Annotated in this window: 26 protein-coding genes and 1 riboswitch; of the genes, 7 read left to right on the plus strand and 19 right to left on the minus strand. The window is 66.5% G+C overall.

Annotation, left to right across the window (positions count from 1 at the left end; all coding sequences use genetic code 11):
* Positions 1-18 precede the first annotated feature (18 nt).
* The gene (locus AXW83_RS00310) at positions 19-531 is read left to right on the plus strand and encodes a YjiS-like domain-containing protein (protein ID WP_168166034.1); all 513 of its coding nucleotides are present in this window, start codon (positions 19-21) and stop codon (positions 529-531) included.
* Positions 532-596: 65 nt separating this feature from the next.
* Here AXW83_RS00310 and AXW83_RS00315 read toward each other — a convergent pair whose 3' ends face one another.
* The 3 genes from AXW83_RS00315 to AXW83_RS00325 are packed head-to-tail and all read right to left on the minus strand — an operon-like array spanning position 597 to position 4,803.
* Positions 597-1,508 carry a DUF937 domain-containing protein gene (locus tag AXW83_RS00315; RefSeq protein WP_066609643.1) on the minus strand — a complete coding sequence of 304 codons (912 nt, stop codon included), beginning with the start codon at positions 1,506-1,508 and terminating at the stop codon, positions 597-599.
* Positions 1,505-2,944 carry an MATE family efflux transporter gene (locus AXW83_RS00320; RefSeq protein ID WP_236841782.1) on the minus strand — a complete coding sequence of 480 codons (1,440 nt, stop codon included), beginning with the start codon at positions 2,942-2,944 and terminating at the stop codon, positions 1,505-1,507. Before AXW83_RS00320 ends, AXW83_RS00315 begins: the two co-directional genes overlap by 4 nt.
* Positions 2,941-4,803, minus strand: a complete 1,863-nt coding sequence (locus tag AXW83_RS00325) for a monovalent cation:proton antiporter-2 (CPA2) family protein (protein ID WP_066609645.1) — start codon at positions 4,801-4,803, stop codon at positions 2,941-2,943. Before AXW83_RS00325 ends, AXW83_RS00320 begins: the two co-directional genes overlap by 4 nt.
* 204 nt (positions 4,804-5,007) lie before the next feature.
* On the opposite strand from AXW83_RS00325, the gene ispH reads away from it, so the two are divergent.
* Genes ispH through rnhA form a run of 3 tightly spaced genes read left to right on the plus strand, consistent with a single transcriptional unit; the run spans position 5,008 to position 7,388 of the window.
* Positions 5,008-5,970, plus strand: a complete 963-nt coding sequence (gene ispH, locus AXW83_RS00330) for a 4-hydroxy-3-methylbut-2-enyl diphosphate reductase (RefSeq protein ID WP_082766858.1) — start codon at positions 5,008-5,010, stop codon at positions 5,968-5,970.
* A gap of 9 nt (positions 5,971-5,979) precedes the next feature.
* On the plus strand, positions 5,980-6,945 hold the full coding sequence (locus AXW83_RS00335) for a homoserine kinase (protein WP_066609647.1): 966 nt from the start codon (positions 5,980-5,982) through the stop codon (positions 6,943-6,945).
* Positions 6,942-7,388 (plus strand): ribonuclease HI, encoded by a 447-nt coding sequence (gene rnhA / locus AXW83_RS00340; protein WP_066609649.1) that lies wholly within the window; start codon positions 6,942-6,944, stop codon positions 7,386-7,388. Before AXW83_RS00335 ends, rnhA begins: the two co-directional genes overlap by 4 nt.
* 14 nt (positions 7,389-7,402) lie before the next feature.
* Here the strand turns inward: rnhA and AXW83_RS00345 are convergent, their stop codons facing one another.
* The 4 genes from AXW83_RS00345 to AXW83_RS00360 form a co-directional block, all read right to left on the minus strand.
* Entirely contained in the window at positions 7,403-7,882 is a 480-nt protein-coding gene (locus tag AXW83_RS00345; protein WP_156639648.1) for a YqhA family protein, read from the minus strand.
* A 113-nt stretch (positions 7,883-7,995) separates the two neighbouring features.
* Positions 7,996-8,445 (minus strand): GNAT family N-acetyltransferase, encoded by a 450-nt coding sequence (locus AXW83_RS00350; protein ID WP_066609652.1) that lies wholly within the window; start codon positions 8,443-8,445, stop codon positions 7,996-7,998.
* 145 nt (positions 8,446-8,590) lie between these two features.
* Positions 8,591-9,076 (minus strand): peroxiredoxin, encoded by a 486-nt coding sequence (locus tag AXW83_RS00355; protein WP_066609654.1) that lies wholly within the window; start codon positions 9,074-9,076, stop codon positions 8,591-8,593.
* A gap of 50 nt (positions 9,077-9,126) precedes the next feature.
* Entirely contained in the window at positions 9,127-9,978 is an 852-nt protein-coding gene (locus AXW83_RS00360) for a protein-disulfide reductase DsbD domain-containing protein (protein ID WP_168166035.1), read from the minus strand.
* 179 nt (positions 9,979-10,157) lie between these two features.
* Here AXW83_RS00360 and AXW83_RS00365 point away from each other — a divergent pair, with 179 nt between their 5' ends.
* Complete coding sequence (locus AXW83_RS00365) at positions 10,158-10,769, plus strand: YqgE/AlgH family protein (protein ID WP_066609656.1); 612 nt, start codon at positions 10,158-10,160, stop codon at positions 10,767-10,769.
* A gap of 3 nt (positions 10,770-10,772) precedes the next feature.
* On the opposite strand, the gene AXW83_RS00370 is transcribed toward AXW83_RS00365, so the two are convergent.
* The 12 genes from AXW83_RS00370 to coxB form a co-directional block, all read right to left on the minus strand.
* Positions 10,773-13,715, minus strand: a complete 2,943-nt coding sequence (locus AXW83_RS00370) for an EAL domain-containing protein (protein ID WP_082766860.1) — start codon at positions 13,713-13,715, stop codon at positions 10,773-10,775.
* Between the two features lie 62 nt (positions 13,716-13,777).
* Positions 13,778-14,383 carry a GNAT family N-acetyltransferase gene (locus tag AXW83_RS00375; protein ID WP_066609657.1) on the minus strand — a complete coding sequence of 202 codons (606 nt, stop codon included), beginning with the start codon at positions 14,381-14,383 and terminating at the stop codon, positions 13,778-13,780.
* A gap of 6 nt (positions 14,384-14,389) precedes the next feature.
* Positions 14,390-15,730, minus strand: a complete 1,341-nt coding sequence (locus tag AXW83_RS00380) for a M16 family metallopeptidase (protein WP_066609659.1) — start codon at positions 15,728-15,730, stop codon at positions 14,390-14,392.
* On the minus strand, positions 15,727-17,142 hold the full coding sequence (gene thrC / locus AXW83_RS00385) for a threonine synthase (protein ID WP_066609660.1): 1,416 nt from the start codon (positions 17,140-17,142) through the stop codon (positions 15,727-15,729). The genes AXW83_RS00380 and thrC overlap by 4 nt, the downstream gene beginning before the upstream one ends.
* A gap of 69 nt (positions 17,143-17,211) precedes the next feature.
* Positions 17,212-17,979 carry an SURF1 family protein gene (locus AXW83_RS00390; RefSeq protein ID WP_066609662.1) on the minus strand — a complete coding sequence of 256 codons (768 nt, stop codon included), beginning with the start codon at positions 17,977-17,979 and terminating at the stop codon, positions 17,212-17,214.
* Positions 17,976-18,350 (minus strand): DUF983 domain-containing protein, encoded by a 375-nt coding sequence (locus AXW83_RS00395; RefSeq protein WP_066609664.1) that lies wholly within the window; start codon positions 18,348-18,350, stop codon positions 17,976-17,978. The genes AXW83_RS00390 and AXW83_RS00395 overlap by 4 nt, the downstream gene beginning before the upstream one ends.
* 81 nt (positions 18,351-18,431) lie before the next feature.
* Positions 18,432-19,298 carry a cytochrome c oxidase subunit 3 gene (locus tag AXW83_RS00400; protein WP_066609667.1) on the minus strand — a complete coding sequence of 289 codons (867 nt, stop codon included), beginning with the start codon at positions 19,296-19,298 and terminating at the stop codon, positions 18,432-18,434.
* Positions 19,299-19,355: 57 nt separating this feature from the next.
* Complete coding sequence (locus tag AXW83_RS00405; RefSeq protein WP_066609669.1) at positions 19,356-19,961, minus strand: cytochrome c oxidase assembly protein; 606 nt, start codon at positions 19,959-19,961, stop codon at positions 19,356-19,358.
* Positions 19,961-20,128, minus strand: coding sequence for a hypothetical protein (locus AXW83_RS27450; RefSeq protein ID WP_168166036.1), 168 nt, complete (start codon positions 20,126-20,128; stop codon positions 19,961-19,963). Before AXW83_RS27450 ends, AXW83_RS00405 begins: the two co-directional genes overlap by 1 nt.
* A complete protein-coding gene (locus AXW83_RS00410; protein ID WP_066609672.1) occupies positions 20,125-21,081 on the minus strand; it encodes a heme o synthase in 957 nt (318 codons plus the stop codon). Before AXW83_RS00410 ends, AXW83_RS27450 begins: the two co-directional genes overlap by 4 nt.
* A 147-nt stretch (positions 21,082-21,228) precedes the next feature.
* Complete coding sequence (ctaD, locus tag AXW83_RS00415) at positions 21,229-22,860, minus strand: cytochrome c oxidase subunit I (RefSeq protein WP_066609673.1); 1,632 nt, start codon at positions 22,858-22,860, stop codon at positions 21,229-21,231.
* A gap of 89 nt (positions 22,861-22,949) precedes the next feature.
* Positions 22,950-23,831: a cytochrome c oxidase subunit II gene (gene coxB / locus AXW83_RS00420; protein WP_066619556.1), complete on the minus strand. Its 882-nt coding sequence runs from the start codon at positions 23,829-23,831 to the stop codon at positions 22,950-22,952.
* Between the two features lie 426 nt (positions 23,832-24,257).
* On the opposite strand from coxB, the gene AXW83_RS00425 reads away from it, so the two are divergent.
* Positions 24,258-24,737, plus strand: a complete 480-nt coding sequence (locus AXW83_RS00425; protein ID WP_236841997.1) for an invasion associated locus B family protein — start codon at positions 24,258-24,260, stop codon at positions 24,735-24,737.
* Positions 24,734-25,348: a hypothetical protein gene (locus tag AXW83_RS00430; protein ID WP_066609679.1), complete on the plus strand. Its 615-nt coding sequence runs from the start codon at positions 24,734-24,736 to the stop codon at positions 25,346-25,348. The genes AXW83_RS00425 and AXW83_RS00430 overlap by 4 nt, the downstream gene beginning before the upstream one ends.
* 76 nt (positions 25,349-25,424) lie before the next feature.
* A riboswitch (glycine riboswitch) is annotated at positions 25,425-25,524 on the plus strand.
* The last annotated feature ends 23 nt before the right edge of the window (positions 25,525-25,547 follow it).

Genomic DNA, 25,547 nt, shown 5'->3' on the forward strand with positions numbered 1-25,547 from the left:
TAAGCATTCGTTTGGCTTATGACCAGCGCAAAGCTATCCTTTGGTCACTCTCAAGGCCTTGCCAGCGGTGCGTCCAGGCAGAGCTTCGAGAATCCCGCCGCTTTTGACCCTGAGGAGGCCGTCATGCTGATCATGACCTTTGCCACGAAGTCGTTCTCGTCCGTTTCGGACGTTGTCACGCGTGTCGCTGCCCGAGGGTTCATCACGGTGGCGAATGTGATCAAAGCGATCATCCATCGACGCGACGTGCTGCGCCTCACGGAACTCGACGAGCGTGGTCTCAAGGACCTTGGCCTGGTTCGCTCGGACGTCGAAGGTGCACTCGCCACCTCCTGGCTGAGCGATCCCTCCGCCATTCTCGCCGCCCGGTCGAGCGCGCGCTCCGGTGTCGCTTCGGCTCGCCGCGAAGAAGGCCTTCGACAGGCACAGGTGAAATCGACGGCTGCCCCGCGCGCCGCGATTGTCGCGCTGCCTGCAAGAGCCCGCCGTAAGCCGGCCGCTACGGAAGCAAAGATTGCGTGCAACGCCTGACCCCTTGGGGTTGCACGTTCCTGAGGGCGGAAGCTTCGTGCTTCCGCCCTTTTTCGTGCGCGGGCTCAGCGCCGCTGCGAGCCGCCGAACATGCCCTCGAAGATCGATTTCAACGCGTCCTGATGGCTGTCCTGCACCTGCCGACCATGCTCGAACATCTGGTTCAGCGCATCGAGACCGATCGAACCCGGGCCCGTTCCGGATGACGGCGGCGGCTCGTCGGCCGCAGGCTCCGGCCTTGATTGACGCTCCGTCGGGGCAGGGGGCTCCGGCTGCTGGGCGCCACCGAGCATTCCGGTCAGGATCTGGCCCAGGATGCCGCCGCCCATCTGGTCGCTGCCCATCTGCCCGCCCGGCATCTGGCCGCCGCCGAAGGGCCCGCCGCCCTGCGTCTGGCCCGGGGGCTGCACCTGGCCGTTGCCGAACATCTGGCCGAGGATGGCCTCCAGCGGGTTCGCCGGCGTCTGTGGCTGCGGGGCTGGCGGCGTCGGCTGCCCACCCGGCATCTGCCCGCGCATCATCTCGGCGAACTGGCCCAGGATGCCGCCCATGCCCTGGCTGCTGGTGGATTTGAACAGTCCGCCCATCACCATCGAGGCGATCACGGGCAGCATCTGCTTCAGGATCGCCTGACTGACGCCGCTGGTCGCGGCCGCCTGCGCCGCCACGGCCTGGCTGACCTCTTTCGAGCCGAAGAGCTGACTCAGCACGTCGTTGCCCATGGCTGTGGCATTGCCCGGAATGCCGGTGGAAGGCGTTTCGAACATCTTGGCGAACGGCGTCGCCGTCATCATCTGCGCCAGATTGCCGAAGGCATAGGGATCCTGCGTCTGGCGCTGTAGCCCCATCGAGAAAGCCGGCAGCAGCGCCTCGATCGCCGATTGCGTCTGTTGCTGGCTCAGGCCGTATTGCCGGGCGAGATTCTGCATCGCCTGGCCGTTCTGGGCCGACTGCATCATCTCGAACAGGTTCATCATGGCACACCTCCGGCTATCTCGCGGTCTGCTGCCGCCTGCACCGGGACGATAACAGGGCGCGAACCCGAGGCAAGCGCCTCAGCCCTGGCCGCAGCTTCACGCTCCAGCCGGTCGATCCCGCGATAGGCGAAGATCAGCGCGACGATGCCGAAGACGACAGCGCCCAGCGCCGAGCCGACGAGCGCACCCTTCGGGCCGGCATAGTGCGCGCCGAGGAAGGAGAACGGCATGGTCCCCAGCGTCGCCCGGCCCCAGCTGAAGACCGTCGACAGGATCGGCATCCCCAGATTGTTGAAGGCGGCATTGGCGACGAAGAGCAGCCCGACGAAGATCCACATCGGTCCCGAGATCAGGCAGAAGAACGCGACCAGTTCGGCGGTCAGCCCCGTCGCGCCGAAGACGGAGACAATCTGCCCGCGCAGCAGCACCAGCGCGAGCCAGGCCACGACGACGCAGGAGACCGCGAAAATCGCCGAATCTGTCAGGCCCCGCCGCATCCGGTCGAAGCGGCCCGCGCCCCAGTTCTGGCCCAGGATCGGCCCGACCGCGCCCGACAGCGCAAACAGGACGCCGAAGGCGACCGGCACCAGCCGGTCCATGATCGCGAGCGCCGCGATCGCCGCATCGCCGAAGCGTGCCATCACGCTGGCAAAGACGGCATTGGCGATCGGCGTCGAGAGATTGGTCAGGATCGCCGGCCCCGCAATCGTCATTGTGCCGGCCGCATCGGTGCGGATGTCGGCGAGCGAGGGCCGGGAGACGATGTCGTGGACCTTGACCGCACCATGGAAGCCGACGCCGACGAACATGAAACGCGACAGCACGATGGCGATAGCCGCGCCGTTGGGACCGAGCCCGAGCCCGAAGATGAAGAGCGGATCGAGCACAGCCGTCGCCAGCCCGCCGCCGAGCGTCACGAACATCGCGCGCCTGGCGTCGCCGACCGCGCGCAGGATGCCCGAGAAGCCCATGCCGACGGCCATCAGCACATTGGAGGGCAGCACGATCCAGAGGAAGGACAGCGCGACATCGTAGGATTCGCCGTGAGCGCCGAGCAGACGCAGCAACCACGGCAGGCAGGGCAGGGCGACGACGGACAGCGCGATCGAGGCGGCAGCCATCAGGGCGATGGTCGAGCCCGCGATCCGCCTCGCGCCGGGCCTGTCGCCTGCGCCGAGCGCGCGCGCGGTCATCGCCGTCACCGCGATCATCAGGCCGATATTGATCGAAACCATCAGGTAGAGGACGATCGTGGCGTAGCCGACCCCGGCCGTGGCCTCCGGCCTTCCGAGCCAGGAGACGTAGAGCAGCGAGAGCAGATCGACGACGAAGATCGCCATCAGGCCGATCGAGCCGGTCGCGGTCATCACCGCGACATGACGGAAGGTCGAGCCGGTGACGAAGACCGCCTGCGAGGTGCCGGCCGGAGCTTTCACCGTTCCGGCTCGCCGACGCCGCCGACCGCGACCTCGGCCCCGCCATCCTCGATCACTTCCTGCGTTTCCGGCGTGAGCGCCTTGGACTTGGCCTTCGGCCTGACCAGCGGCTCCGGCGTGACGCGCGGAACCTTGTTCAATGCCGCCGCGATCCCCTCCGTGAACTGGATCTCCATGCGCTGCGCATCCCGGTCGCGGACATTGTCGATCACCAGGCTGGCCTCGTCGTAATTGAGGCCGAGGCTCTCCAGCGTGACGCGGCCGAAGCCGAGCGCGGATTCGAAGGTCTCTCGCATCTGGTAGTCGACGCCCGCCTTCATCAGGTCGATGGCGTGGATGCGGTCATAGGCACGCGCATTGAGCCTAATTTTCGGGAACTCGGCCTTGACCATCTCGACGATGCGCAGTGCCGCATCCTTGTCGTCGATGCAGATGCACAGCACGCGGGCCTTGCCGACCCCGGCCGCGCGCAGCACGTCGAGCCGCGTGCCGTCGCCGTAATAGATCTTGAAGCCGAATTTCGCGGCCGAGCGGATGCGCTCCACGTCCGAATCGATGATCGTGACGTCGATATGCTGGAGCAGCAGCGCCTGCGTGACGATCTGTCCGAAGCGCCCGAAGCCCACGACCACGACGGATGCCTGTGTGGCATCGCTGAAATCTTCGTCGATCGTCTCGGGCTCGATGCGCGCCAGCAGCCACATGTCGATCAGCTTGGCGACCACGGGACCGATCAGCATCGAGATCGCAGCCAGCGCGGTGGCGATTGCACCCTGCCGGTCGTCGAGCAGGCCGAGCGAAATGCCCAGCGGCAGCAGCACGAAGGCGAATTCGCCGGCGGGCGACAGCAGCGCACCGGCGCGCACGGCTTCCGTCAGCGAGGAGCAGGAGGCACGCAGGATCGATGCCGCGACGACGATCTTGAACAGCACGAGCGCGGGAGCCGCCAGCGCCAGCAGCAGCCAGTTGTCGAGCACCAGTTGCAGGTCGAGCGACATGCCTACGGCCATGAAGAACAGGCCGAGCAGCACGCCGCGGAACGGCTCGATATCGGCTTCGAGCTCATGCCGGAAATGCGAATCCGCCAGCAGCACGCCGGCCAGGAAGGCGCCCATCGCCATCGACAGCCCGACATGCTCCATCATCAGTGCGGCGCCCAGCACGATCAGCAGCGCGGCTGCCGTCATCACCTCCTTGGCGCCGCTCTTGGCCAGGATGCGGAAGAACGGATTCAGCACATAGCGCCCGGCCACGACGATGATCGCGATCGCGGCAAAAGCGATTCCAAGGCCCGCCAGCGCCTGTCCCGCACCGCCCGATTTCGCCTCGGTCGTCGTCGCGAGCAGCGGCAGTATGGCGAGCGCGGGCGCGATAGAGATGTCCTGGAACAGCAGAATCGAGAAGGTGCGCCGCCCATAGGGCTCGTTGCCGTCGCCGCGCTCCTCCAGCAGTTGCAGCGCGATCGAAGTCGCCGACAGGGCGAGCGCGAGCCCCACCGCGACGGCACCGCCGGCCGAGAGCCCGAACCACCAGGCGATCCAGCCGATCGCGCCGGCGCTCAGCGCCATCTGCGACAGTCCCGCGCCGAGAATGTCCTTGCGCATCGAATAGAGCCGGGACGGCTGCAGTTCGAGCCCGACCAGGAACAGCAGCAGCACGACGCCGATCTCGGCCGTGCCGCGGATCGCGTCCGGGTCCTTGATGACCGCGAGCACAGATGGCCCGATGACGACACCCGCCGCGAGATAGCCCAGCACCGCCGACAGCCCCACACGCCTGAATAGCGGCACCGCGATCACGGCACCCGCGCAGAACGTCAGGATCGGCGGCAGGTAGCTGGTATGTGAGACGTCGGCCATGGTGTCATCTGTCCGGAGGGCAGGGTCGGCGCGGCGGCGTGACCCCCGCGAGGCTGCAATCTAGGGGCTGGCGCGCAATCCTGCGAGGGTTTGAATGCAGATGCGGAACGCGGGTCGGCTCCGTCTCAGAAATCGCCGGGTTTCCTTGACATCAAACGCCTCACGCCGAAAGAAGGCGCAGTATTTTCTGGAGCCCCTTCGCGCGTGACCAAGCCGCCGCTCGACATTCTGCTCTGCGCGCCGCGCGGCTTCTGCGCCGGCGTCGTGCGCGCCATCGACGCGGTCGAGAAGGCGCTGATGCTGCATGGCGCGCCGGTCTATGTCCGCCACGAGATCGTGCACAACAAATACGTCGTCGAATCGCTGAAGCGTAAGGGCGCGGTCTTCGTCTCGGAGCTGTCCCAGGTGCCCGATGCGACACGTCCGGTGATCTTTTCCGCCCATGGCGTCGCCAAATCCGTGCCGGCCGAGGCGAACTCGCGCCATCTCTTCGCCATCGACGCGACCTGCCCGCTGGTCACCAAGGTCCATCGCGAGGCCGAGGTCCATCACAAGCGCGGCCGCCACATCCTGCTCGTCGGCCATGCCGGCCATCCCGAGGTGATCGGGACCATGGGACAATTGCCGCCGGGCGCGATCACGCTGATCGAGACGCTCGACGATGTCGCGACGCTTGCTCCCCCGGCGGACAGGACGCTCGCCTATGTCACGCAGACGACGCTTTCGGTCGACGACACCCGCGAGATCGTCGCAGCCCTGCAGGCCCGTTTCCCGGACCTGATCGCGCCGCACAAGGAAGACATCTGCTACGCCACCACGAACCGGCAGGAGGCGGTCAAGCGTGTCGCCCCTCTGGTCGACGGCCTGATCGTCGTCGGCTCGCCGAACTCTTCCAATTCGCAGCGCTTGCGCGAAGTAGCCGAGCGAGCCGGCTGCCCTGTGGCGCGGCTCGTGCTGCGCACGGATGAGATTGACTGGTCTGTGTTCGGGAACATCCGCAGCCTCGGCATCACGGCGGGCGCCAGCGCCCCGGAGGTGCTGGTCGAGGAGATCATCGACGCCTTCGCCGATCGCTACGAGGTCCGCGTGGAGACGGTCTCGACCGCCGATGAGAACGTCTTCTTCCCGCTGCCGCGCGAATTGCGCGAGCCGACCGCGGCCGAGTGAGAGAACGCCTTGGCCGTCTATACCGAAGTTCCCGACGACGAGATGGCTGCCTTCGTGGCGAGCTACGGCATCGGCGATCTGCTGGCCGTGAAGGGCATCGCCGAGGGCGTCTCCAACTCGAATTTCCTGCTGCACACGACGCAGGCCTTCTACATCCTGACGCTCTACGAGGAGCGCGTCGACGCTGCCGACCTGCCCTTCTTCATCGGCCTGATGGAGCATCTGGCCGTGCGTGGGCTGATCTGCCCGCAGCCGGTGAAGGCGCTGAACGGCTCGGCCGTCGGCCGGCTCGCGGGCCGTCCCGCCGCGATCGTCACCTTTCTCGATGGGCTGTCGGTGCGCCGGCCCAACGCCGCCCACTGTGCCGAAGTCGGCCGGGGGCTGGCTCTGCTCCACCGGGCGGGCGCGGACTACGGCATGGAGCGGGCCAATTCGCTATCGGTGTGCGACTGGCGGCCTTTGGCCGAGCAGGCGGGCGCTGCGGCCGATACGGTTTCGCCGGGTCTTAGCCACCGCATCATGGCCGAGATCGAAACGCATGAGCGGCACTGGCCGCAAGGCCTGCCGCGCGGCATAGTCCACGCCGATCTCTTCCCCAACAACGTCTTCTTCATCAAGGACCGGCTCTCGGGGCTGATCGACTTCTATTTCGCCTGCACCGACGCCTTCGCCTACGACCTCGCCATCTGCCTGAATTCCTGGTGCTTCGAGGCCGATTCCTCTTTCAACCTGACCAAGGGCCAGGCTTTGCTCGCCGGCTATGAGAGCGTGCGGCCGCTTGAGCCCGCCGAGGCCGCGGCGTTGCCGACGCTGTGTCGCGGCTCTGCCCTGCGCTTCCTGCTGACCCGGCTGGTCGACTGGCTCAATGTGCCGCCGGGTGCGCTGGTCAAGCCGCTCGATCCACTGGAATACGACCGCAAGCTGGTCTTCCACCAGCGTGTGGCGGACGCGCGCGATTATGGGCTGAGGCGATGAGCGATTCTGTCGAGATCTGGACCGACGGCGCATGTTCGGGAAACCCCGGCCCAGGCGGCTGGGGCGCGATCTTGTCCTTCAAGGGCACGGAGCGCGAACTCTCTGGCGGCGAGGCCATGACCACCAACAACCGCATGGAACTGATGGGCGCGATCGCCGCGCTGGAAACGCTGACCCGGCCCTGCACCGTCGCGCTCAACACCGACAGCCAATACCTGCGCCAGGGCATCACCAGCTGGATCCATGGCTGGAAGAAGAATGGCTGGAAGACCGCCGACAGGAAGCCGGTAAAGAACGAGGAGCTCTGGAAGCGCCTCGACGCCGCGCTCGGCCGTCACAAGATCGAGTGGAAATGGGTCAAGGGCCATGCCGGCGATACGATGAACGAGCGCGCCGACGTGCTCGCGCGGGCCGGAATGGCGCCGTTCAAGCCGCGCCGCTGAACCGGTGTGTCAGCCTAATGCGGGCCTGATCCTCCGCCATGCGGCATCAGCCGCAGCGCGGCCGCGATGATCAGGATGGCCAGCGGCAGCACCAGATAACCCGGATCGAGCTTGCTCTCGACAGTCGCCATGTCGGTCGCGAAGTCCACGATCAGATAGACCAGGATCGCCTGGCAGAACGTGCTTTTCAGCTCGCCGACATCGCTCGGCCTGATCCATTTCGGCACGCGGTCCGGCTCGAAGGCGTGCTCGCTGATGACGAATGTCGCGGCCACCTTCGCGCCGAGCAGGATGAGGATGATCGCGAACAGGCATTCGTCGATCGCCTTCATCACCAGCGAGATGGCGCTGTGGGCGTCGCTGTGGCTGATCGCGGCGCGCGCTGCGGTGGCGATGTTCTCGCCCGCTTCCGCCAGGAGGATGAGAGCGCTGGCCATCATCCCCAAGGCGGCGACCGCGATGACCGCACGAAATGTCAGGCTCGCTGTACGCACCTTGATGCCCTCGCTGTCGCCGTCACCTCCGTGACGATCCTCGCCGCCGGCTTAAAGACAGATGGGTCGCGCTGTCCATGCCTGTGCCGAGCGATCGGCCGGCGACGAGCCTCTCAGCCGAGCGCCTGCCGATACACGATGAAGCCCGACTTGTCGGCCACCTTGTCGTAGAGCGCCTGCGCCTGGAGATTGCTCTCATGCGTCTGCCAGTAGACGCGGAAGCAGCCCTTTTCCTGCGCCATCTGCCTGACCGCCTCGATCAGCCTGCGCCCTGCGCCGGTGCCGCGCGCTTCGGGTGCGGTGAAGAGGTCCTGCAGATAGCAGATGTCGGCTTCGCGCCAGGTGGTGCGGTGGATCACCCAATGCACCATGCCGACGAGCTTGCCGTTCTGCTCGGCGACGAAGCCGCCCATCGGCTCGGAGCCGCCCGTCAATCGCGCGAAGGTCACGTCGTCGGTCCCGGCCGGCAGTGTTGCCTCGTAGAATGTCAGGTAGCCATGCCAGAGCGGCTCCCACGACGAGCGGTCGGATGGGGCGAGCGGGTGAATCGTGATCGCGGACATGGCAGCCTCCAGGCAAGTGGCCGAAAGCTAGCGGTAGGCCGGCCGCTTGTCTCATGACAAGGCGCAATCGCATCCATCAGCGCGAGCAGGCGCAAAAAAGCCCGCGCGGCAGAAGCCGGCGCGGGCTCGTCTGGATGCGTTGGTCTCAGAGCTGCTTCAGCAATGCCTCGGCGCCGGAAACATCCGCCTTGCCAGGGGCGTCCTCGACGTTGAGCGCGGTCACGACGCCGTCCTCGATGATCATCGAATAGCGCTGCGAGCGCGTGCCGAGACCGAAGCCCGAGCCGTCGAGCGACAGGCCGATCTCCTTGGCGAAATCGGCATTGCCGTCGGAGAGGAACTCGATCACGCCTGCGCCGCCGGTCGCCTTCGACCATGCGTCCATGACGAAGACGTCGTTGACGCCCGTCACCATGATCGATTCGACGCCCTTGGCCTTGATTTCGTCGGCCTTGGCCAGATAGCCGGGCAGGTGGTTCTTGTGGCAGGTCGGCGTGAAGGCGCCGGGCACGGCGAACAGGACGATCTTCTTCCCGGCGAACAGGTCGTCGGTCGTCTTGGGAGCAGGTCCATCCGCGGTCATGACCCGGAACGTCGCCTGCGGAAGCTTGTCACCAACCTTGATGGTCATCGCGCCTGTCTCCGTGAAGCCCGCGGCGGTTCGCCGCTCGGGCTGACGGATTAGGGCTTGGCGGCCGGAATGTCGAGTTCGAGACGCGTCTCGACCGCTGCGGGTTTGCCGCGCACCGTGATGATGAACGGCACCGGCCCCGCCGCGCTTTTGGGTCGTTCGCTCATCTTGACCGTGGCAATGATCGTGCCGTCCGGTTGCGGTCGCAGCACTGGCTTGCCGAAGGACCAGCTGCCCGGTCCCTCGACGAAGACGTCGTCGACGCTGCCGTCGGGTGAGGCGCGCAGGACGAGTTTGAGAACGGGGTCGCCGCTGCCTTCGGCGATCTTCGCGTCCAGGATCGACGGCTTGTCCTTGTTCGGCCCGATCTTGACCGCGTTGGGAACCTGCTCCTCGAAGCGCTCCAGCCGCGGCGAGGACACCGCGGTCACGCCGGGCTCCAGCCACAGCCTCGCCTCGCCCTTGGCGGGAATGCAAATCTTCTCGCAGACGGCGTAGTCCAGCTTCAGCACGAGCGTGACCGGCTTGGCCGGATCGGCGGGTTTGACCGAAATCGGGATGACGACCTCGCCGATATAGCCGACCGAATATCCACTTGCGTCCTCGAAGCGTTCAGGCGCAGGCCAACGCACGTCGAGCCCCCCGACATTGGCCGAGCCGCTCCAGTCGAAGACCGGCGGTACGCCGAAATCGCCGGGGCTTCGCCAATAGGTCTTGTAGCCGGGCGCCATCACGATCTCGACGCCGACGCGCTGCTTGCCCGACGGGGCGGTCGGGCCCGCGATCAGGCGCAGCGACGAGTAGTCGCCCTTCGACCATAAAGACGTCGCCGCCTCCTGCGCGCCGGCGGGCGCCGCGAAAGCGAGAAGGCTGAACAGAAATATGGATATGATGCGTTTCACTGCCCTGACATAGGTGTTTCGGGCCGGAATTGCGAACGAAACCGATGCCTGACCGCCAACGATCATGTGATTGGATGAACGGATATGGTTATGCTGCGGGCTCGGGGAGCGTTCGCGATGCCGCATTTTCGCTGCCGGCCCTGTTTCCAGCACCGCATGATTTGATCTAGCATGTGCCGATGAAGATCGGATCGAACCAGCGGATCGGCGGCCGTAGCTATCTCGACGGGCAGTGCCTGATCGCGATGCCGGGCATGTCCGACAGCCGTTTCAGCCGCAGCGTCGTCTATGTCTGCGCCCATTCCGAGGACGGCGCGATGGGCATCATCGTCAACAAGCCGGCCCCCGACACGAAATTTCCCGATCTTCTGGTCCAGCTCGACGTGATCCCGTCCGAGGAGCTGATTCGGCTGCCGAGCCAGGCCGAGCGTATGCAGGTGCTGCGCGGCGGCCCCGTCGAGACCAAACGAGGCTTCGTTCTTCACTCCGCCGATTTCTTTCTGGAGTCGGCGACGCTGCCGATCGACGACGGCATCTGCCTGACCGCGACGCTGGACATCCTGCGCGCCATCGCCATCGGCAGCGGGCCGGAGAACGCCATCTTGGCCCTGGGCTATGCCGGCTGGGCTGCCGGCCAGCTTGAGGCGGAAATCCAGTCGAATGGCTGGCTGCACTGCGCAGCCGATCAGGCGCTGCTCTTCGACGACGGTATCGAGACGAAATACCACCGAGCACTAGGCAAGATCGGCATCGACCCGGCCTTCCTGTCGAGCGAAGCGGGGCACGCCTGAGCCTCAGGCCGCCTCGCTCGACGACGGCGCGCTCGCCCCCACCAACCGGCGCGCTTCCATCGCACTCATCGGCTGGCCGAAGATATAGCCCTGCGCATACTGGCAGCCGAGCTGGTAGAGTTCGATCGCATCGGACTCGCTCTCTGCCCCTTCCGCGACGACATCCATGTTCAGGTCCGCCGCAAGCTGCACGATCGAGCGCAGGATCACCGGCGGCTTGCCGTTGCCCATGGCGCGCACGAAGCTCTGGTCGACCTTGATCGTGTCGAAGGGGAAGCGCTGCAGATAGGACAGCGAGGAATAGCCCGTACCGAAATCGTCGAGCGACAGGCCGGCGCCCAACTCGCGGATGCGGCTCAGCATCTGGGCGGCATATTCCGGGTTTTCCATCACCAGGCTCTCGGTGATCTCGAGCTTCAGCGTGCCCGGCAGCACGCGCCGCCGCGCCAGCACGGTCTTCACATCATGCAGCAGGTCGTGGCGCAGCAATTGCCGGCTGGAGACGTTGACGCTGGCGAAGATCGGCGGATCGACCTCGAGTGCCGCCTGCCAGGCTTCGAGCTCGCGCGCCGTGCGGTCCATCACATAGACGCCGAGATCGACGATCAGCCCCGTCTCCTCGGCGATGGCGAGGAAGTCCTGCGGCATCAGCCGCCCCTCGCGCGGATGGTCCCAGCGCACCAGCGCCTCGAAACCCGCGATGGTGCGGTCCTCCAGCCTGACGATCGGCTGGTACATCACCTGGATCTCGCCGCGTTCGATGGCACGGCGCAGATCGCTCTCTAGCGCCAGCCGGTCGTTGCGGTCGGTCCGCATCGTCGGCACGAAGACCTCGATCTTGTTGCCGCCCTGCCGCTTGGCGTGGGCCATGGCGAGCTCGGCGTTTTTCAGCGCATCGTCCTTGCGCGCGGCCGGCGCCGGGTCGAACAGGGCCAGGCCCACCGAGGGCGTCAGGAAGATCTCGCGCTCGGAGAACGTCACAGGCGTCGAGACGGCGCGGCGCACGAGTTCCGCCAGCGCCAGGATGCGTTCCGGATCGCGCTCGGAGACCAGGATCATCGCGAAGGTGTCGCCGCCGATGCGTGCCAGCGTGTCCTGCGCGCGCAGCAGCCGTCCGAGCCGACGCGCCAGCGTCAGCAGGATCGAATCCCCGGCCGAGAAGCCGACGGATTCGTTGACCTGCTTGAAGCGGTCGATGTCGATCACGATCACGGTTGGGCGGATATTGTCATCGGCGCGGCAGAAGCCGAACACGGCCGAGAGCCGGTCCTGGAACAGCTTGCGGTTGGGCAGCCCGGTCAGGTTGTCGTGAACGGCGTCGTGCAGCAGCCGCTCCTGAGCCGTGCGCTGCTCGGTCACGTCGGACAGCGTGCCGATGACGCGGATGACCTCGCCGTCGGAGCCGATGACCGGCCGCGCCTTCAGATTAAACCAGTGATAGGCGCCGGTCGCCGCGCGCAGGCGGATGTCGAGATTGAGCTTGCCGCGCCGCTGCTCGATCACCGCATCGAGCGTGACGCGATAGCGGTCCCGATCGGCGACATGCATGTATTCGAGCCAGCGCGCCGCCGAGCCTTCGAGCGTGCCCTTCGACAAATTGAGCAGCGTCTCGACCTGGGGCGAGACGAAGATCTTGTCGGCCGTCACGTCCCAGTCGAAGACGAGGTCGCCCGAGCCCGACAAAGCGAGTGCGCGCCGCTCGGTATCGGAAACGAGCCCCTGCGACAGCGCTCCGCCGGCGAAGGCGTGCTGGATCACCGTGAAGCCGATCAGGAGTACGATCAGAACCAGCCCGCCGATCAGCGCCGGCGCCACCAGATCGCGCGAGAACTGCCCCGTGACGGTGAAGCCCGCCGCCGTGACCCACACTGCGAGCAGGAACCAGGTCGGGATCAGCATCACCGCGCGCTCGTAGCCATGCGTCGCCAGATGCAGGATCAGGACGAAGCCGATCGCCGCCACGGCCGCGATCGAGATCCGCGCGATGCCCGCCGCCATCGGCGCGTCGAAGACGGCAAGACCCACGAGCCCGGCGAGACCCAGCATCCAGACGATGGTGACGTGGCTGTAGCGCACATGCCACCGCGACAGGTTGAGATAGGCGAACAGGAAGACGAGAAGCGTCGCCGCCAGCACCACCTCGGCGCCGGCGCGGTAGATCCGCTCGATCGCCGGCGTCAGCGGGAAGATGCGCTGGAAGAAGCCGAAATCCAGCCCCGCATAGGCCAGGACCGCCCAGGCGAGCGCCGCCGCCGCGGGGAAGATCACGGCGCCCTTGACCACGAAGATGATCGTCAGGAACAGGGCCAGCAGGCCGGCGATGCCGATGATGATGCCCTTGTAGAGCGTCAGCCCGTTGGTCTTCTGGCGGTAGGCGTCCTGCTCGAACAGATAGAGCTGCGGCAGGTTCGGCGATTTCAACTCGGCGACGAAGGTCACGGTCGCGCCGGGATCGAGCGTGATCATGAAGATGTCGGCGTCGGGGCTTTCTTCGCGCTCCGGCCTCAGGCCCTGGCTCGCCGTCACCGCCTCGATGCGGGTATCGCCGAGATCGGGCCAGACCACGCCCGAACCGATCAGCCGGTGAAACGGCGCCACCAGCAGCCGGTCGATCTGCTCGTCGGAATCATTGGTAAGCGCGAAAACGATCCAGTCGGGCCGCGCGCCCGATTCCCGCGCGCGCACCGCGATGCGCCGCACGATGCCGTCCGGCCCGGGCGCGGTCGAAATCTGGATCACGTCGCCGTCGGATTTGTTGCGCTCGACAACATTGGTCAAATCGAGCACCGGCGCATCCACCGGAACCCGCACCGCGTCCACGGCATGGGCCGGGCCAAGCAGCGCAATCACGAACAGGAAAACGAGGCCGGCGCTGGTGAGGCCAAGCCGGACGAGACGGTCGGGGATGGACAAGCGCTGCTCGGCTCTGGGGCGGGATGCGGTCATTGCGACAATTGAGTCAGTCGTATCGGCGGCTCGTGGCAAGGGCAAGGCGATGCGTCGCGCTATCACCGGCGCTTTTCGATCGTCGGCAGGGGGTCCGAAGACAGGATGCCGTAGAGCAGATGATCGGCCCAGACGCCGTTGATGCGCAGATAGGCCCGCGCGAGACCTTCCTGCTGGAAACCGACGCGCTCCAGCAGCCGCCGCGACGGCATGTTGTTGGGCAGGCAGGCCGCCTCGACGCGATGCAGCGCGAGTTCGGAAAAGGCGAAGCGCAACGCCCCCAGCACCGCTTCGGTCATGTGGCCCTGGCCGGCATGGCGTTGCCCCATCCAGTAGCCGAGCGTGCAGGCCTGCGCGACGCCCCGGCGCACCAGACCCAGCGTCAGCCCGCCCAGTAGCAGGCCGCTATGCGCGTCGGTGATGAAAACCGAATAGGCCTCGTCGCTGGCGATTTCGCGCGTCGCACGCTTGACGCGCAGGCGGAACGAGGTTCGCGTCAGGTCGTCGTCGTTCCAGACCGGCTCCCACGGCGTCAGGAACTCCCGGCTCTCGACCCGCAGAACGGCCCAGGCGGCATAGTCGGTCGCTTGCGGTGCGCGCAGGATCAGGTTTCGCGTGCGGATTAGCGCACGGGCCGGTGGGTCGGTCGAGAAGCGAAACAGCGCCATCCCGCGTCAGTCCCGCGCCCGGGCTGCTTGCCGCAGCCGGGCTGCCGGCGGCAGGCCGTGCAGGGGCCCGACCGCCGCGATCGTCGGCTGATGGCCGAGAAGCGAACGGCCCGCGTCCCTCACGCTCTCCAGCGTCACGGCGTCGAGCCGCGCCGCGAGCTCGTCGCGCGGGATCGCCCGGCCGAAAATAAGCACTTGCCTCGCCATCTGTTCGAGCTTGCCGCCCGGACTTTCGAGCGAGGCCAGCAGCCCGACCTTCATCTGCGCCCGGGCGCGGGCGACCTCGATTTCGCTGACGTCCTCGGCCGCCTGGCGCAGGCAGGCCAGCGCGACCTCGATCAACTCGCCGGCATCGTCGGGGGAGGTGCCGGCACTGATGCCGAACACGCCGCAATCGGAGAAGGGCCAGTGAAAGGCGTCGACCGCATAGGCGAGGCCGCGCTTCTCGCGCACCTCCTGGAACAGCCGCGACGACAACCCGCCGCCGAGCACCGAGGAGAAGATCTGCAGCGGGTAGTGCGCGCCGTCCTTGAAGGCGGTGCCGGGAAAACCCAGCACCAGATGCACCTGCTCCTCGTCGCCCTTGACCCGGGCTTCGCCGCCGCGATAGCGCCCCTCTTCACGCTCGGGCGGGGCGTTGGGCGCCGGCGGCAGCGCCGCCAGATGCGCGCGCGCCAGAGCCACCAATTCGTCATGATCGACGGCGCCCGATGCCGCCAGCACCATGTTCCCGGCATGGTAGTGCCGCGCCAGATAGCTGCGGATGGCATCGGGGGTGAAGCTCTTGACGGTCTTGGCGGTGCCCAGGATCGGCCGGCCGAGCGGCTGGTCCGGGAAGGCCGCCTGCAGGAAGCGGTCGTAGACGAGGTCGTCGGGCGTATCCTGGACGGCGCTGATCTCCTGCAGGATCACGCCCTTCTCGCGCTTCAGCTCCTCTTCGGTGAGCGAAGGCGAGGTCAGGATGTCGCTGAGGATGTCCACGGCGAGCGGCAGGTCGCTGCCGAGCACGCGCGCCGTATAGCAGGTGTATTCGACTGAGGTCGCGGCATTGAGATCGCCGCCGACGCTTTCGATCTCTTCGGCAATGTCGAGTGCACTGCGCCGCGTCGTGCCCTTGAAGGCCATGTGCTCCAGCAGATGCGCCAGCCCGTGCTCATGGGGAAGTTCGTCGCGTGAGCCCGCCCCGATCCAGATGCCGAGCGAAACGGTCGCGGCATGGTCCATGCGCTGCGAAACGATGCGCAGGCCCGAGGGCAGGGTGGTCAGGCCGACATCTGGATCATGAAGTCCGGCGGTCGCGCTGGGCGCGGCAATCTCGGGCGTCTCGGCGGGGCCGGTGGCGCTCATGCGGCGGCTCCCTTGACGGCGCGCGCGGTCTCGCGAATGAAATCCTCGATATCAGCCTGGTTGTTCGGCAGCAGGGTGAAGCGCTCCCGGCGCTCCATCAGATCACCGAGATGCGCGGGCAGCTTCGGGGTGATCCCGCTGGCGGCAGCGACAGCGACCGGGAACTTTGCCGGATGCGCGGTGCCCAGCGCGATCACCGGCGTGGCAGGGTCCGCCAGCAGGGCGCGCCGCGCCGCGACGATGCCGATGGCGGAATGCGGATCGAGCAGATAGCCGGCCTCGCGCTGCGTCGCGCCGATCTCGGCTGCGACCTCGCGCTCGTCCACAGTCGTGGCGTCGAACTCGCTGCGGATCGCCGCCAGCGGCCCGGGCGCGATCTCGAAGCGGCCCGATTGCTGCAGCGACTGCATCAGCCGCCTGACGGCGGCCCCGTCGCGGCCATGAACCTCGAACAGCAGGCGCTCGAAGTTCGACGAGATCTGGATATCCATCGAGGGCGAGGTCGTCGCATGCACGCCCTTCGTCTCGTAGGCGCCGCTCGCCAGCGTGCGCGCCAGGATGTCGTTGCTGTTGGTCCCGATCATCAGCCGCTCGATCGGCAGACCCATGCGCTTGGCGACATAGCCCGCCAGCACGTCGCCGAAATTGCCGGTCGGAACCGCGAAGGAAACCTTGCGGGCAGGGCCGCCCAGCGCCACGGCCGAGGTGAAGTAGTAGACCACCTGCGCCGCGATCCGGGCCCAGTTGATCGAGTTGACGCCCGAGAGCCCGATCCCGTCGCGGAAGGCATGATGGTTGAACATCGCCTTCACCAGGTTCTGGCAATCGTCGAAGGTGCCCTCGACCGCGATGGCGTGGACGTTGTCGGCATCGACCGTGGTCATCTGCCGGCGCTGCACGTCGGAGACGCGGCCCTGCGGATACAGGATGAAGACGTCGACCCGCGACAGGCCCTTGAACGCGTCGATCGCCGCCCCGCCGGTGTCGCCCGAGGTCGCCCCGACGATGGTGGCGCGCTCGCCGCGCAGCGCCAGAACATGGTCCATCAGCCGCCCGAGCAGCTGCATCGCCACGTCCTTGAAGGCGAGCGTCGGGCCATGGAAGAGTTCCAGCACGAAAAGGTTGTCGCCGAGCTGCGTCAGCGGGCACACGGCCGGGTGCCGGAAGGTCGCATAGGCGTCCCGGATCATCGCCCCCAGCGCCTTGCCGTCGATGTCTCCATCGGTCAGCGCGCCGATGACACGTTCGGCAACGTCGGCATAGGGCCTGCCCGAAAATCCGGCGATCTCGTCCTGCGGCAGGACCGGCCAGGCCTTGGGGACATAGAGCCCGCCATCGCGTGCGAGGCCGGTCAGCAGAGCGTCGGAGAAGGAGAGCGCGGGGGCTTCACCGCGGGTGGAAACATGCAGCACGGTCTGGGTCTCGATGAGCGTGATGTTGCTATAGGCCGGTCCGCCGGATTCGGCAAAATCAATGGCGGCTCAGCCCTGACGGGCCGCCTTCAGGCTGGGCCAGGCATAGGCCGCGAACACCCCGATCAGCGTCAGGGCCAGCCCGAACCAGGTCAGCGCATATTGCAGGTGGTTGTCGGGGATGCGCGCGATCAACTCCTTCGCATCGATGCCGGCGGGCGGCGTCAGCCCGTCGCCCTGGCGCTCGGCCTCCAGATAGAACGGCGCGGCCGGGCCGAGACCCAGCGAGGCCGCGATGGCGCTTGGATCGCGCGTATAGAATTCGCGCTTGGCCGGCAGATCGTCAGGCGTAAACGAGCCGCGCATCTCGGCGGCGCGAAGATAGCCGGTCACGGTCGCAGGCCCTGCCGCCGGCCTGATCTCGCCGAACCGGCTCTCCGGAACGAAGCCGCGATTGACCAGGATGACGCCGCCATCCTGCAGCTTGAAGCCCTGGAAGATCCAGCGCCCGAACCCGGTCAGCTGGCGCGTGCCGGGGCCGCCCGAGGCGATCGTCGTGCGCACGCCGGCGAAGCCGGTGTCGAGGAACGTCCCGCTGGCTGCCACCCGCGTGAGGTCGAGCGTCGTGGGATCGAGACCCGCCCATGTCGAGGCCGCGGGCATTCCGGCCGGTGCGCCTGAAGCCTGTGAATCCAGTCGCTCGATGAAGGCACGCTTCTCACCCATCCGCATCAACTGCCAGCCGCCGAGCGCACACAGCACCAGCGTCCCTGCCACCGTCAGGATCGCCGGCCAGAGCAGTCGCGGCTGAGGCGCCGTGGACAGCGCTTCGCTCACTTCTCGAGCCTGCCTTCCTCGGCCTTGTTGGCATATTGCAGCGCGACCGCGAGGCCCTTCATCGGCCGCAGCATCGCCAGGCACACGATCACCGAAAGCGGAAGCCAGATCGCCATGTGCAGCCAGATCGGCGGTTCATAGGCGATCTCGACATAGAGCGCCGCGCCCAGCACCGCGAAGCCTGCGATCAGCATGATGAACACCGCCGGCCCGTCGGCCGAATCCGCGAAGGAAAAGTCGAGCCCGCAAGCGGCGCAGCGCGGGCGCACCTTCAGGAAGCCGTCGAACAGCTTGCCCTCCCCGCAGCGCGGGCAGCGGCCTGCCAGGCCTGTCTTGTAGGGCGAGGGCAGGATCGGGGTGTCTTCGGCCATGGCGGCCTCCTTCCGGCATCGTGTAAAAGCGCAAAGGCGGCCTTGCGGCCGCCTTTGCCGTATCCCAATGCGGCGGCGTGGTCAGTGGGCCGCGGCAGCCACGCCCGAGCCGGACGCCCAGACATAGATCGCGGCGAACAGGAACAGCCAGACCACGTCGACGAAATGCCAGTACCAGGCGGCAAACTCAAAGCCGAGATGCTGGTCCGGCTTGAAGTGGCCGAGATAGGCCCGGTACAGGCAGATCGCGAGGAAGATCGTGCCGATGAAGACATGGAAACCGTGGAAGCCGGTCGCCATGAAGAAGGTCGCGCCGTAGATGTGGCCGCTGAAAGCGAAGCTGGCATGCGAGTACTCGTAGATCTGGCAGGCCGTGAACAGGATGCCGAGGATCACCGTCAGCCACAGGCCCTGCTTCAACCCGGCGCGATCGCCATGGATCAGCGCGTGATGCGCCCAGGTCACGGTGGTGCCCGAGGTCAGCAGGATCAGCGTGTTCAGCAGCGGCAGGTGCCAGGGGTCGAAGGTTGCGATGCCCTTGGGCGGCCAGACGCCGCCGGTGAACTCCTGGCGGGTGAAGTTTATCGCCTCGCTGGAATACAGGCTCGCATCGAAGAAGGCCCAGAACCAGGCGACGAAGAACATCACCTCCGAGGCGATGAACATCAGCATCCCGTAGCGGTGATGCATCTGGACGACGCGGGTGTGGTGGCCCTCGTGCTCAGCCTCGCGGACCACGTCCATCCACCAGGCCAGCATGGTGTAGAGCACGCCGAGCGTGCCGATGCCGAAAACCAGCGGGCCGAGCTTCATCCCGCCCAGCATCAGCGCCTTCATCCACATCACGGCCCCGATGGCCATGATCGTGGCGCTGCCCGCGCCGACGATCGGCCACGGGCTCGGATCGACGAGGTGGTAGTCGTGGTTCTTGGTATGGGCCCCGGCCATCGTGATCAGTCTCCGCGTCCGACTTCTAAAAAGCGCAGCGCTCAGGCTTCGCTCGTATTACAGGTTCGACTTGGCCGCGTCACCCGCCACGGCGCCTGATTTGCCCTCGGCGACGGGCTGGCCCGCTCGCGAGGGAAAATAGGTGTAGGACAGGGTCAGCGAATTGACGCCGTTGAGATCGCGATTATCCGCGATCTCGGGGTCGATATAGAACACCACCGGCGCCTCCAGCGTCTCGCCCGGCTGCAGCGTGTGCTCGGTGAAGCAGAAGCACTGGATCTTGACGAAATAGGCCGCGCCCTTGTCGGGTGTGACGTTGAACGTCGCGATACCCGTCGAGGTCCTGTCCGAGCGGTTGGTGATCTTGTAGAACACCGTCTGCGTCTGCCCGACGCGCAGGTTGATCTCGGGGCTTTCCGGTTCGAAGCGCCAGCCCAGCCCCGGCGCGACATTGGCATCGAAGCGCACGGACATGGTCCGGTCGAGAATGCGCCCGGCGCCCGCCGTACCGACCATCGGCGTGCCGCCGAAGCCGGTCGCCTTGCAGAACATGTCGTAGAGCGGCACGGCCGCGAAGGAGAGGCCGGTCATGCCCATGGCCACGCCCGCGCAGACCAGCGCCGTGCGCTGGAGATTGGCGGTTTTCCCGGACACGGTCGCCATCACAGCGGCCTGTTCATGATGGCGGGCCCGGTCTTGACCAGCGTTACCACGAAGAAGAATACGACCAGCCCGGCGAGCACGAGGGCGAGCGCCACCGAACGTCGCCGACGCCTTGCCATGTCCTCCGGCGAGAAGGCGGCGACCGGCACCTTGCGCGGCTCGTTCATCCGATCACCTTGGGCAGCGCCCACATCAACCCGAGGCTGTTCTCGGCCAGCAGGACGGCAAACAGCAGGAACAGATAGAGGATCGAGAAGCCGAACAGCGAATAGGCGGCCTTGTTCGCGGCCTCACCCTCGGTCGTCCGCAGCACGCGGATCGACAGGCCGACCATGACCGCTCCGGTCGCGATCGAGACCACGAGATAGACCAGCCCGCCGAAGCCCATCAGGGCCGGCAGCACGGCGACTGGCGCCATCACCAGCGAATAGGCGACGATCTGGCGGCGCGTCGCGGCCGGGCCGGCGACGTTGGGCAGCATCGGAATGCCGGCGCGCGCATAGTCCTGCGCCTTGACCAGCGCCAGTGCCCAGAAATGCGGCGGTGTCCACAGGAAGATGATGGCGAAGAGCACGAGCGAGTGCAGGCCGAAATCGCCCGTCACCACGGCTTCGCCGATCATCGGTGGGAAGGCCCCGGCGGCGCCGCCGATGACGATGTTCTGCGGCGTCGAGCGCTTCAGCCACATCGAGTAGACCACGGCGTAGAAGAAGATCGTGAAGGCCAGCATGGCCGCCGCCAGCATGTTGGCGACGAGCCCCAGCACGATGACCGAGCCGGCCGACAGCGTCAGCCCGAAGGCCAGCGCCTCCGAGGGCAACACCCGTCCCGCGGGGATCGGCCGCTTGGCGGTGCGCGTCATCAGCGCGTCGATATCGGCGTCGTACCACATGTTGAGGCAGCCCGACGCTCCGGCGCCGACCGCGATCGCCAGCAGCGCGGCGAGACCCAGAACAGGGTGGATGTGGCCGGGAGCGGTCGCCATGCCGCCCAGCGCCGTGACGATGACCAGGACCATCACGCGCGGCTTGAGCAGGGCGAAGAAGTCGCGCGCCTCACCCGTCGAGGTCAGGGCGACGCCTTCGGAACGGGTCTCGATGGTGTCGAACGCTGCGGACATGAACTGACGACCGTTTCGCTTCTTGGAACGCGGTATCGCCGCGCTGTGGTCTTGAGGAGCGGCCTGGCCGCCCGTCTCCGGAACGCCCGTCGAGGCGCTCGGGAGAGGGGCGGCGGCGGGCCTTTGTCGGGCCCGCCGCCTGTTGTCTCAGTGGTCCGAGCCGGTGATGCGCGGCAGGGTCTCGAACTGGTGGAAGGGCGGCGGCGAGGGCAGCGTCCATTCCAGCGTGGTGGCGCCTTCGCCCCACGGATTGTCGCCGGCCAGTTCCTTACGGGAGAAGGCGACGAAGAGGCCGTAGAAGAAGATCAGCAGCCCGGCCGCGAAGATGTAGGAGCCGATCGACGACCAGAAATGCCAGCCGGCGAAGGCGTCCGGATAATCCGCATAATGGCGCGGCATACCGGCAAGCCCGAGGAAGTGCTGCGGGAAGAACAGCAGGTTGGCGCCGAAGAAGGCGACCCAGAAATGCAGCTTGCCGATCCAGTCGGGGATCACATAGCCGCTCATCTTCGGGAACCAGTAGTAGAAGCCCGCGAAGATGCCGAACACGGCGCCAAGCGACAGCACGTAGTGGAAATGCGCCACCACGTAATAGGTCGCGTGCAGCGAGCGGTCGACGCCGGCATTGGCCAGCACGACGCCGGTGACGCCCCCGACCGTGAACAGGAAGATAAAGCCGATCGCCCAGACCATCGGCGCCGTGAAGCGGATCGAGCCGCCCCACATCGTGGCGATCCAGGAGAAGATCTTGATGCCGGTCGGCACCGCGATCACCATCGTCGCGAACACGAAATAGCGCTGCGTGTTGAGCGACAGGCCGGCGGTGTACATGTGGTGCGCCCACACGATGAAGCCGACGACGCCGATCGCGACCATGGCGTAGGCCATGCCGAGATAACCGAAGATCGGCTTCTTCGAGAAGGTCGAGATAATGTGGCTGACGATGCCGAAGGCCGGCAGGATCATGATGTAGACTTCCGGGTGTCCGAAGAACCAGAACAGGTGCTGGTACAGGATCGGATCGCCGCCACCGGCCGGGTCGTAGAAGGTCGTGCCGAAATTGCGGTCGGTCAGCAGCATGGTGATGGCGCCCGCCAGCACCGGCAGCGCCAGCAGCAGCAGGAAGGCCGTCACCAGCACGCCCCAGGCGAACAGCGGCATCTTGTGCATGGTCATGCCGGGCGCGCGCATGTTCAGGATCGTGGTGATGAAGTTGATCGCGCCCAGGATCGAGGCCGCGCCTGCAAGATGCAGCGACAGGATGCCGAAATCGACCGACGGGCCGGGGTGGCCGGCCGAGGAGAAGGGCGGGTAGATCGTCCAGCCCGTGCCGACGCCATGGGCGCCGGGTGCGCCTTCCATGAACATCGAGGTGACCAGCAGGATGAAGCCCGCCACCGTCAGCCAGAACGAGATGTTGTTCATGCGCGGGAAGGCCATGTCCGGCGCGCCGATCATCAGCGGCACGAACCAGTTGCCGAAGCCGCCGATGACGGCGGGCATGACCATGAAGAAGATCATGATCAGGCCGTGGCCGGTAACGAAGACGTTGTAGCTCTGGCCGTTGGCGAAGATCTGGAGGCCCGGCTGCTGCAGCTCGATCCGCATCATGATCGACAGGAAGCCGCCGACCAGTCCCGCCATGATCGAGAAGCACAGATAGAGCGTGCCGATGTCCTTGTGATTGGTCGACAGCAGCCAGCGGCGCCACCCGGTCGGGTTGGCGTGGTGGGCCTCGTCATGTCCGTGGCCGTGGGCGTCGTGAGCCGCTGTTGCCATGGGTTGGTCTCCTTTTGCGAAAAGGCTTCGCACGGTCGGTCGATCGAGGGCGGCGCGGAAAAGCCCGTGCCGAAGAATGGGACGTCGCCTTACTGCGAGGCGGCCGCGACCTTGCTGGCCGCGTCGTCGGCATTGGCGAATTTCTGTTTCGATTCGGTCAGCCAGGTGGCATAGCGCTCGGCGCTGACGACCCGGAACGCGATCGGCATATAGGCGTGGTTCTGCCCGCAGATGAACGAGCACTGGCCGTAATAGATGCCTTCGCGATCGGCCTTGAACCAGGTTTCGTTCAGCCGGCCCGGGATGGCGTCGATCTTGATGCCGAAGGACGGTACAGTGAACTTGTGAATGACGTCGGCGCCGGTCACCTGGATGCGAACGATCTTGCCGACCGGCACCACCGCCTCGTTGTCGACGGCGAGCAGACGCGGCGCCTCGGCGGCGGTGATCTTGTTGCCGGAGATCGCCTCGGCGCGCTGCTTTTCGTCCAGCATCAGCGAATCGAAGCCGAAGGCGCCGGCATCCTGCGGGTACTCATAGGACCAGTACCATTGCTTGCCGGTCACCTTCACGGTGACGTCGGCCTGCGGAATCTCGAGCTGCAGCTTGAGCAGGCGGAAGGAGGGAATGGCGATCACGACCAGGATCAGGACCGGGATCACCGTCCAGGCGACTTCCAGCAGTGCGTTGTGGGTCGTCTTGGAGGGGGTCGGGTTGGCCTTCTCGTTGAAGCGCCAGGCCACATAAAGCAGTAGGCCCAGCACGAAGAGCGTGATCGTGAAGATGATGACGTTGAGCCAGTCGTGGAACCAGTGGATATATTCGGCGACCTCGGTCACCGGACCCTGCAGGTTCAACTGCCAGGGCGTCGGCATTCCGGTTCCGGCCAAGACGCTGTCGGGGATCATCGTCGTGCCGATGGCGAGGGCCGTGGCGGCGACGGTCGCGAATGTCCTGCTCAGAAGTCGCATCGGTTCGACATAGCTCCTCATGAATGCCCGCATCGTCCCGCGTCTTGTCTTCAGGGCGGTCCATGCGTGAACGAGTCGGGCCGCCGGGGCCCGCCTCCTTCTTCGGCATTGCGATAAATCAAAGATCACGCTTGCGCCAGAGGGGCAATGCGGGCCTTCAACACAGCCCGTGCGGCATAATCACGCGAGGCATGGTCTCTGGACACATGACGAGGCGGCCTCGCGGCGGCTCTCGCCTTGACAGGACCGGGCCTGCATGGTCCCAACGGGCACATGCGGTGGTGGAAACGAGCCTGCGCGAAGGTGCATGTCGGCATCCGCCGGATTCCACGCATTGAAGTTCTGGAGCCCGGAATCGGGCCTTGGTCTGGAGGAACGGCAGGGATGGGCAAGATCATCGGACCTGTCTTTGCGGCTGCCCTGGGTATGGGCCTTGCTGTCGCGGGCGCCTGTCTCGGCGTCGCCCCTGCTCGCGCGCAGGGGGCGGTCAAGTCGACCCATGGCGACTGGCAGATGCGCTGCGAGGTGCCGCCCGGTGCCAAGACCGAGCAATGCGCGCTGGTGCAGAACGTCGCGGCCGAGGACCGGCCGAACCTCACATTGCTCGTCATCGTGCTGAAGACCGCCGACCAGAAGAGCCGGCTCCTGCGCGTCGTCGCGCCGCTCGGCGTGCTGCTGCCGTCGGGGCTGGGTCTCAAGATCGACGACAAGGATATCGGCCGCGCCGGTTTCGTGCGCTGTCTGACGACGGGCTGCGTCGCCGAGGTGGTGATGGACGACGCGTTGCTCGGCCAGCTCAAGACCGGCAAAAGCGCCACATTCATCGTGTTTCAGACCCCCGAAGAGGGCGTGGGCATTCCCGTCTCGCTCAACGGGTTTGGCCCCGGCGTGGAGACCTTGCCGTGATTGATGCATCGTTCCGCAGAAGCCCGCTGCTCGCTTTGCCGTTCCTGTGCCTCGGCCTGGCGGGCTGCGGCTCCTCGAGTTCCTCGTCCGGACAGCCGAGCACGATGCGGACCTTCGCGAATGTCGTGATGTTCCAGTCGACGACGCCCCCGCCGGCCGAGCAGTTGCCGAAGGACGAGGACAACACCTTCATCTGTCCCGAAGTGATCATCGCCGATGGCGGCGCGGCGATCCGCGCCCAGGGCGGGCCCGACAGCAGCAGCCTGCGCAACCAGATCTCGATCCTGAATTTCGCGCGCGAATGCATCGCGCCGACGCCCGCCGGCGGCTTCAACCTGAAGGTCGGCGTCGAGGGGCGCGTCCTGCTCGGACCGGCCGGCACACCCGGGGCCTATTACGGGACGCTAACGACGCAGGTTCTGCGCGGCACCACCGTGGTCGCCCGCCGCGCCTCGCGGGTCGGCGGCACGGTTTCGTCCGGCCAGGGCGGCACCGACTTCTCCCATGTCGAGGACGGCATCGTCGTTCCGCCGGGTCGCGGGGAGATCGAGATCATCATCAGCCTGAGTTCCGGAGGCGGAGCAGCGCCTGCCCGTTCGCGCCGCAGGTAGCCCGCCGATTGCCGTGAAACGAGGCAGCGGTGCGATTGACTTAAGGCAGCGCTCTTGTATCTCTGCCGACAGCCGCAACATCCCCGCGGGAGAGTCCGGAGCCAGCCCTGCTGGCCACCGGCGCCGAAGGCGCAACCGCCCCGGAAACGCTCAGGCAAACGGACCGCGTGGGAACTGGCACTCTGGAAAGCGGCGGATG

It is taken from the genome of Bosea sp. PAMC 26642 (assembly GCF_001562255.1).
Classification (GTDB): Bacteria; Pseudomonadota; Alphaproteobacteria; order Rhizobiales; family Beijerinckiaceae; genus Allobosea.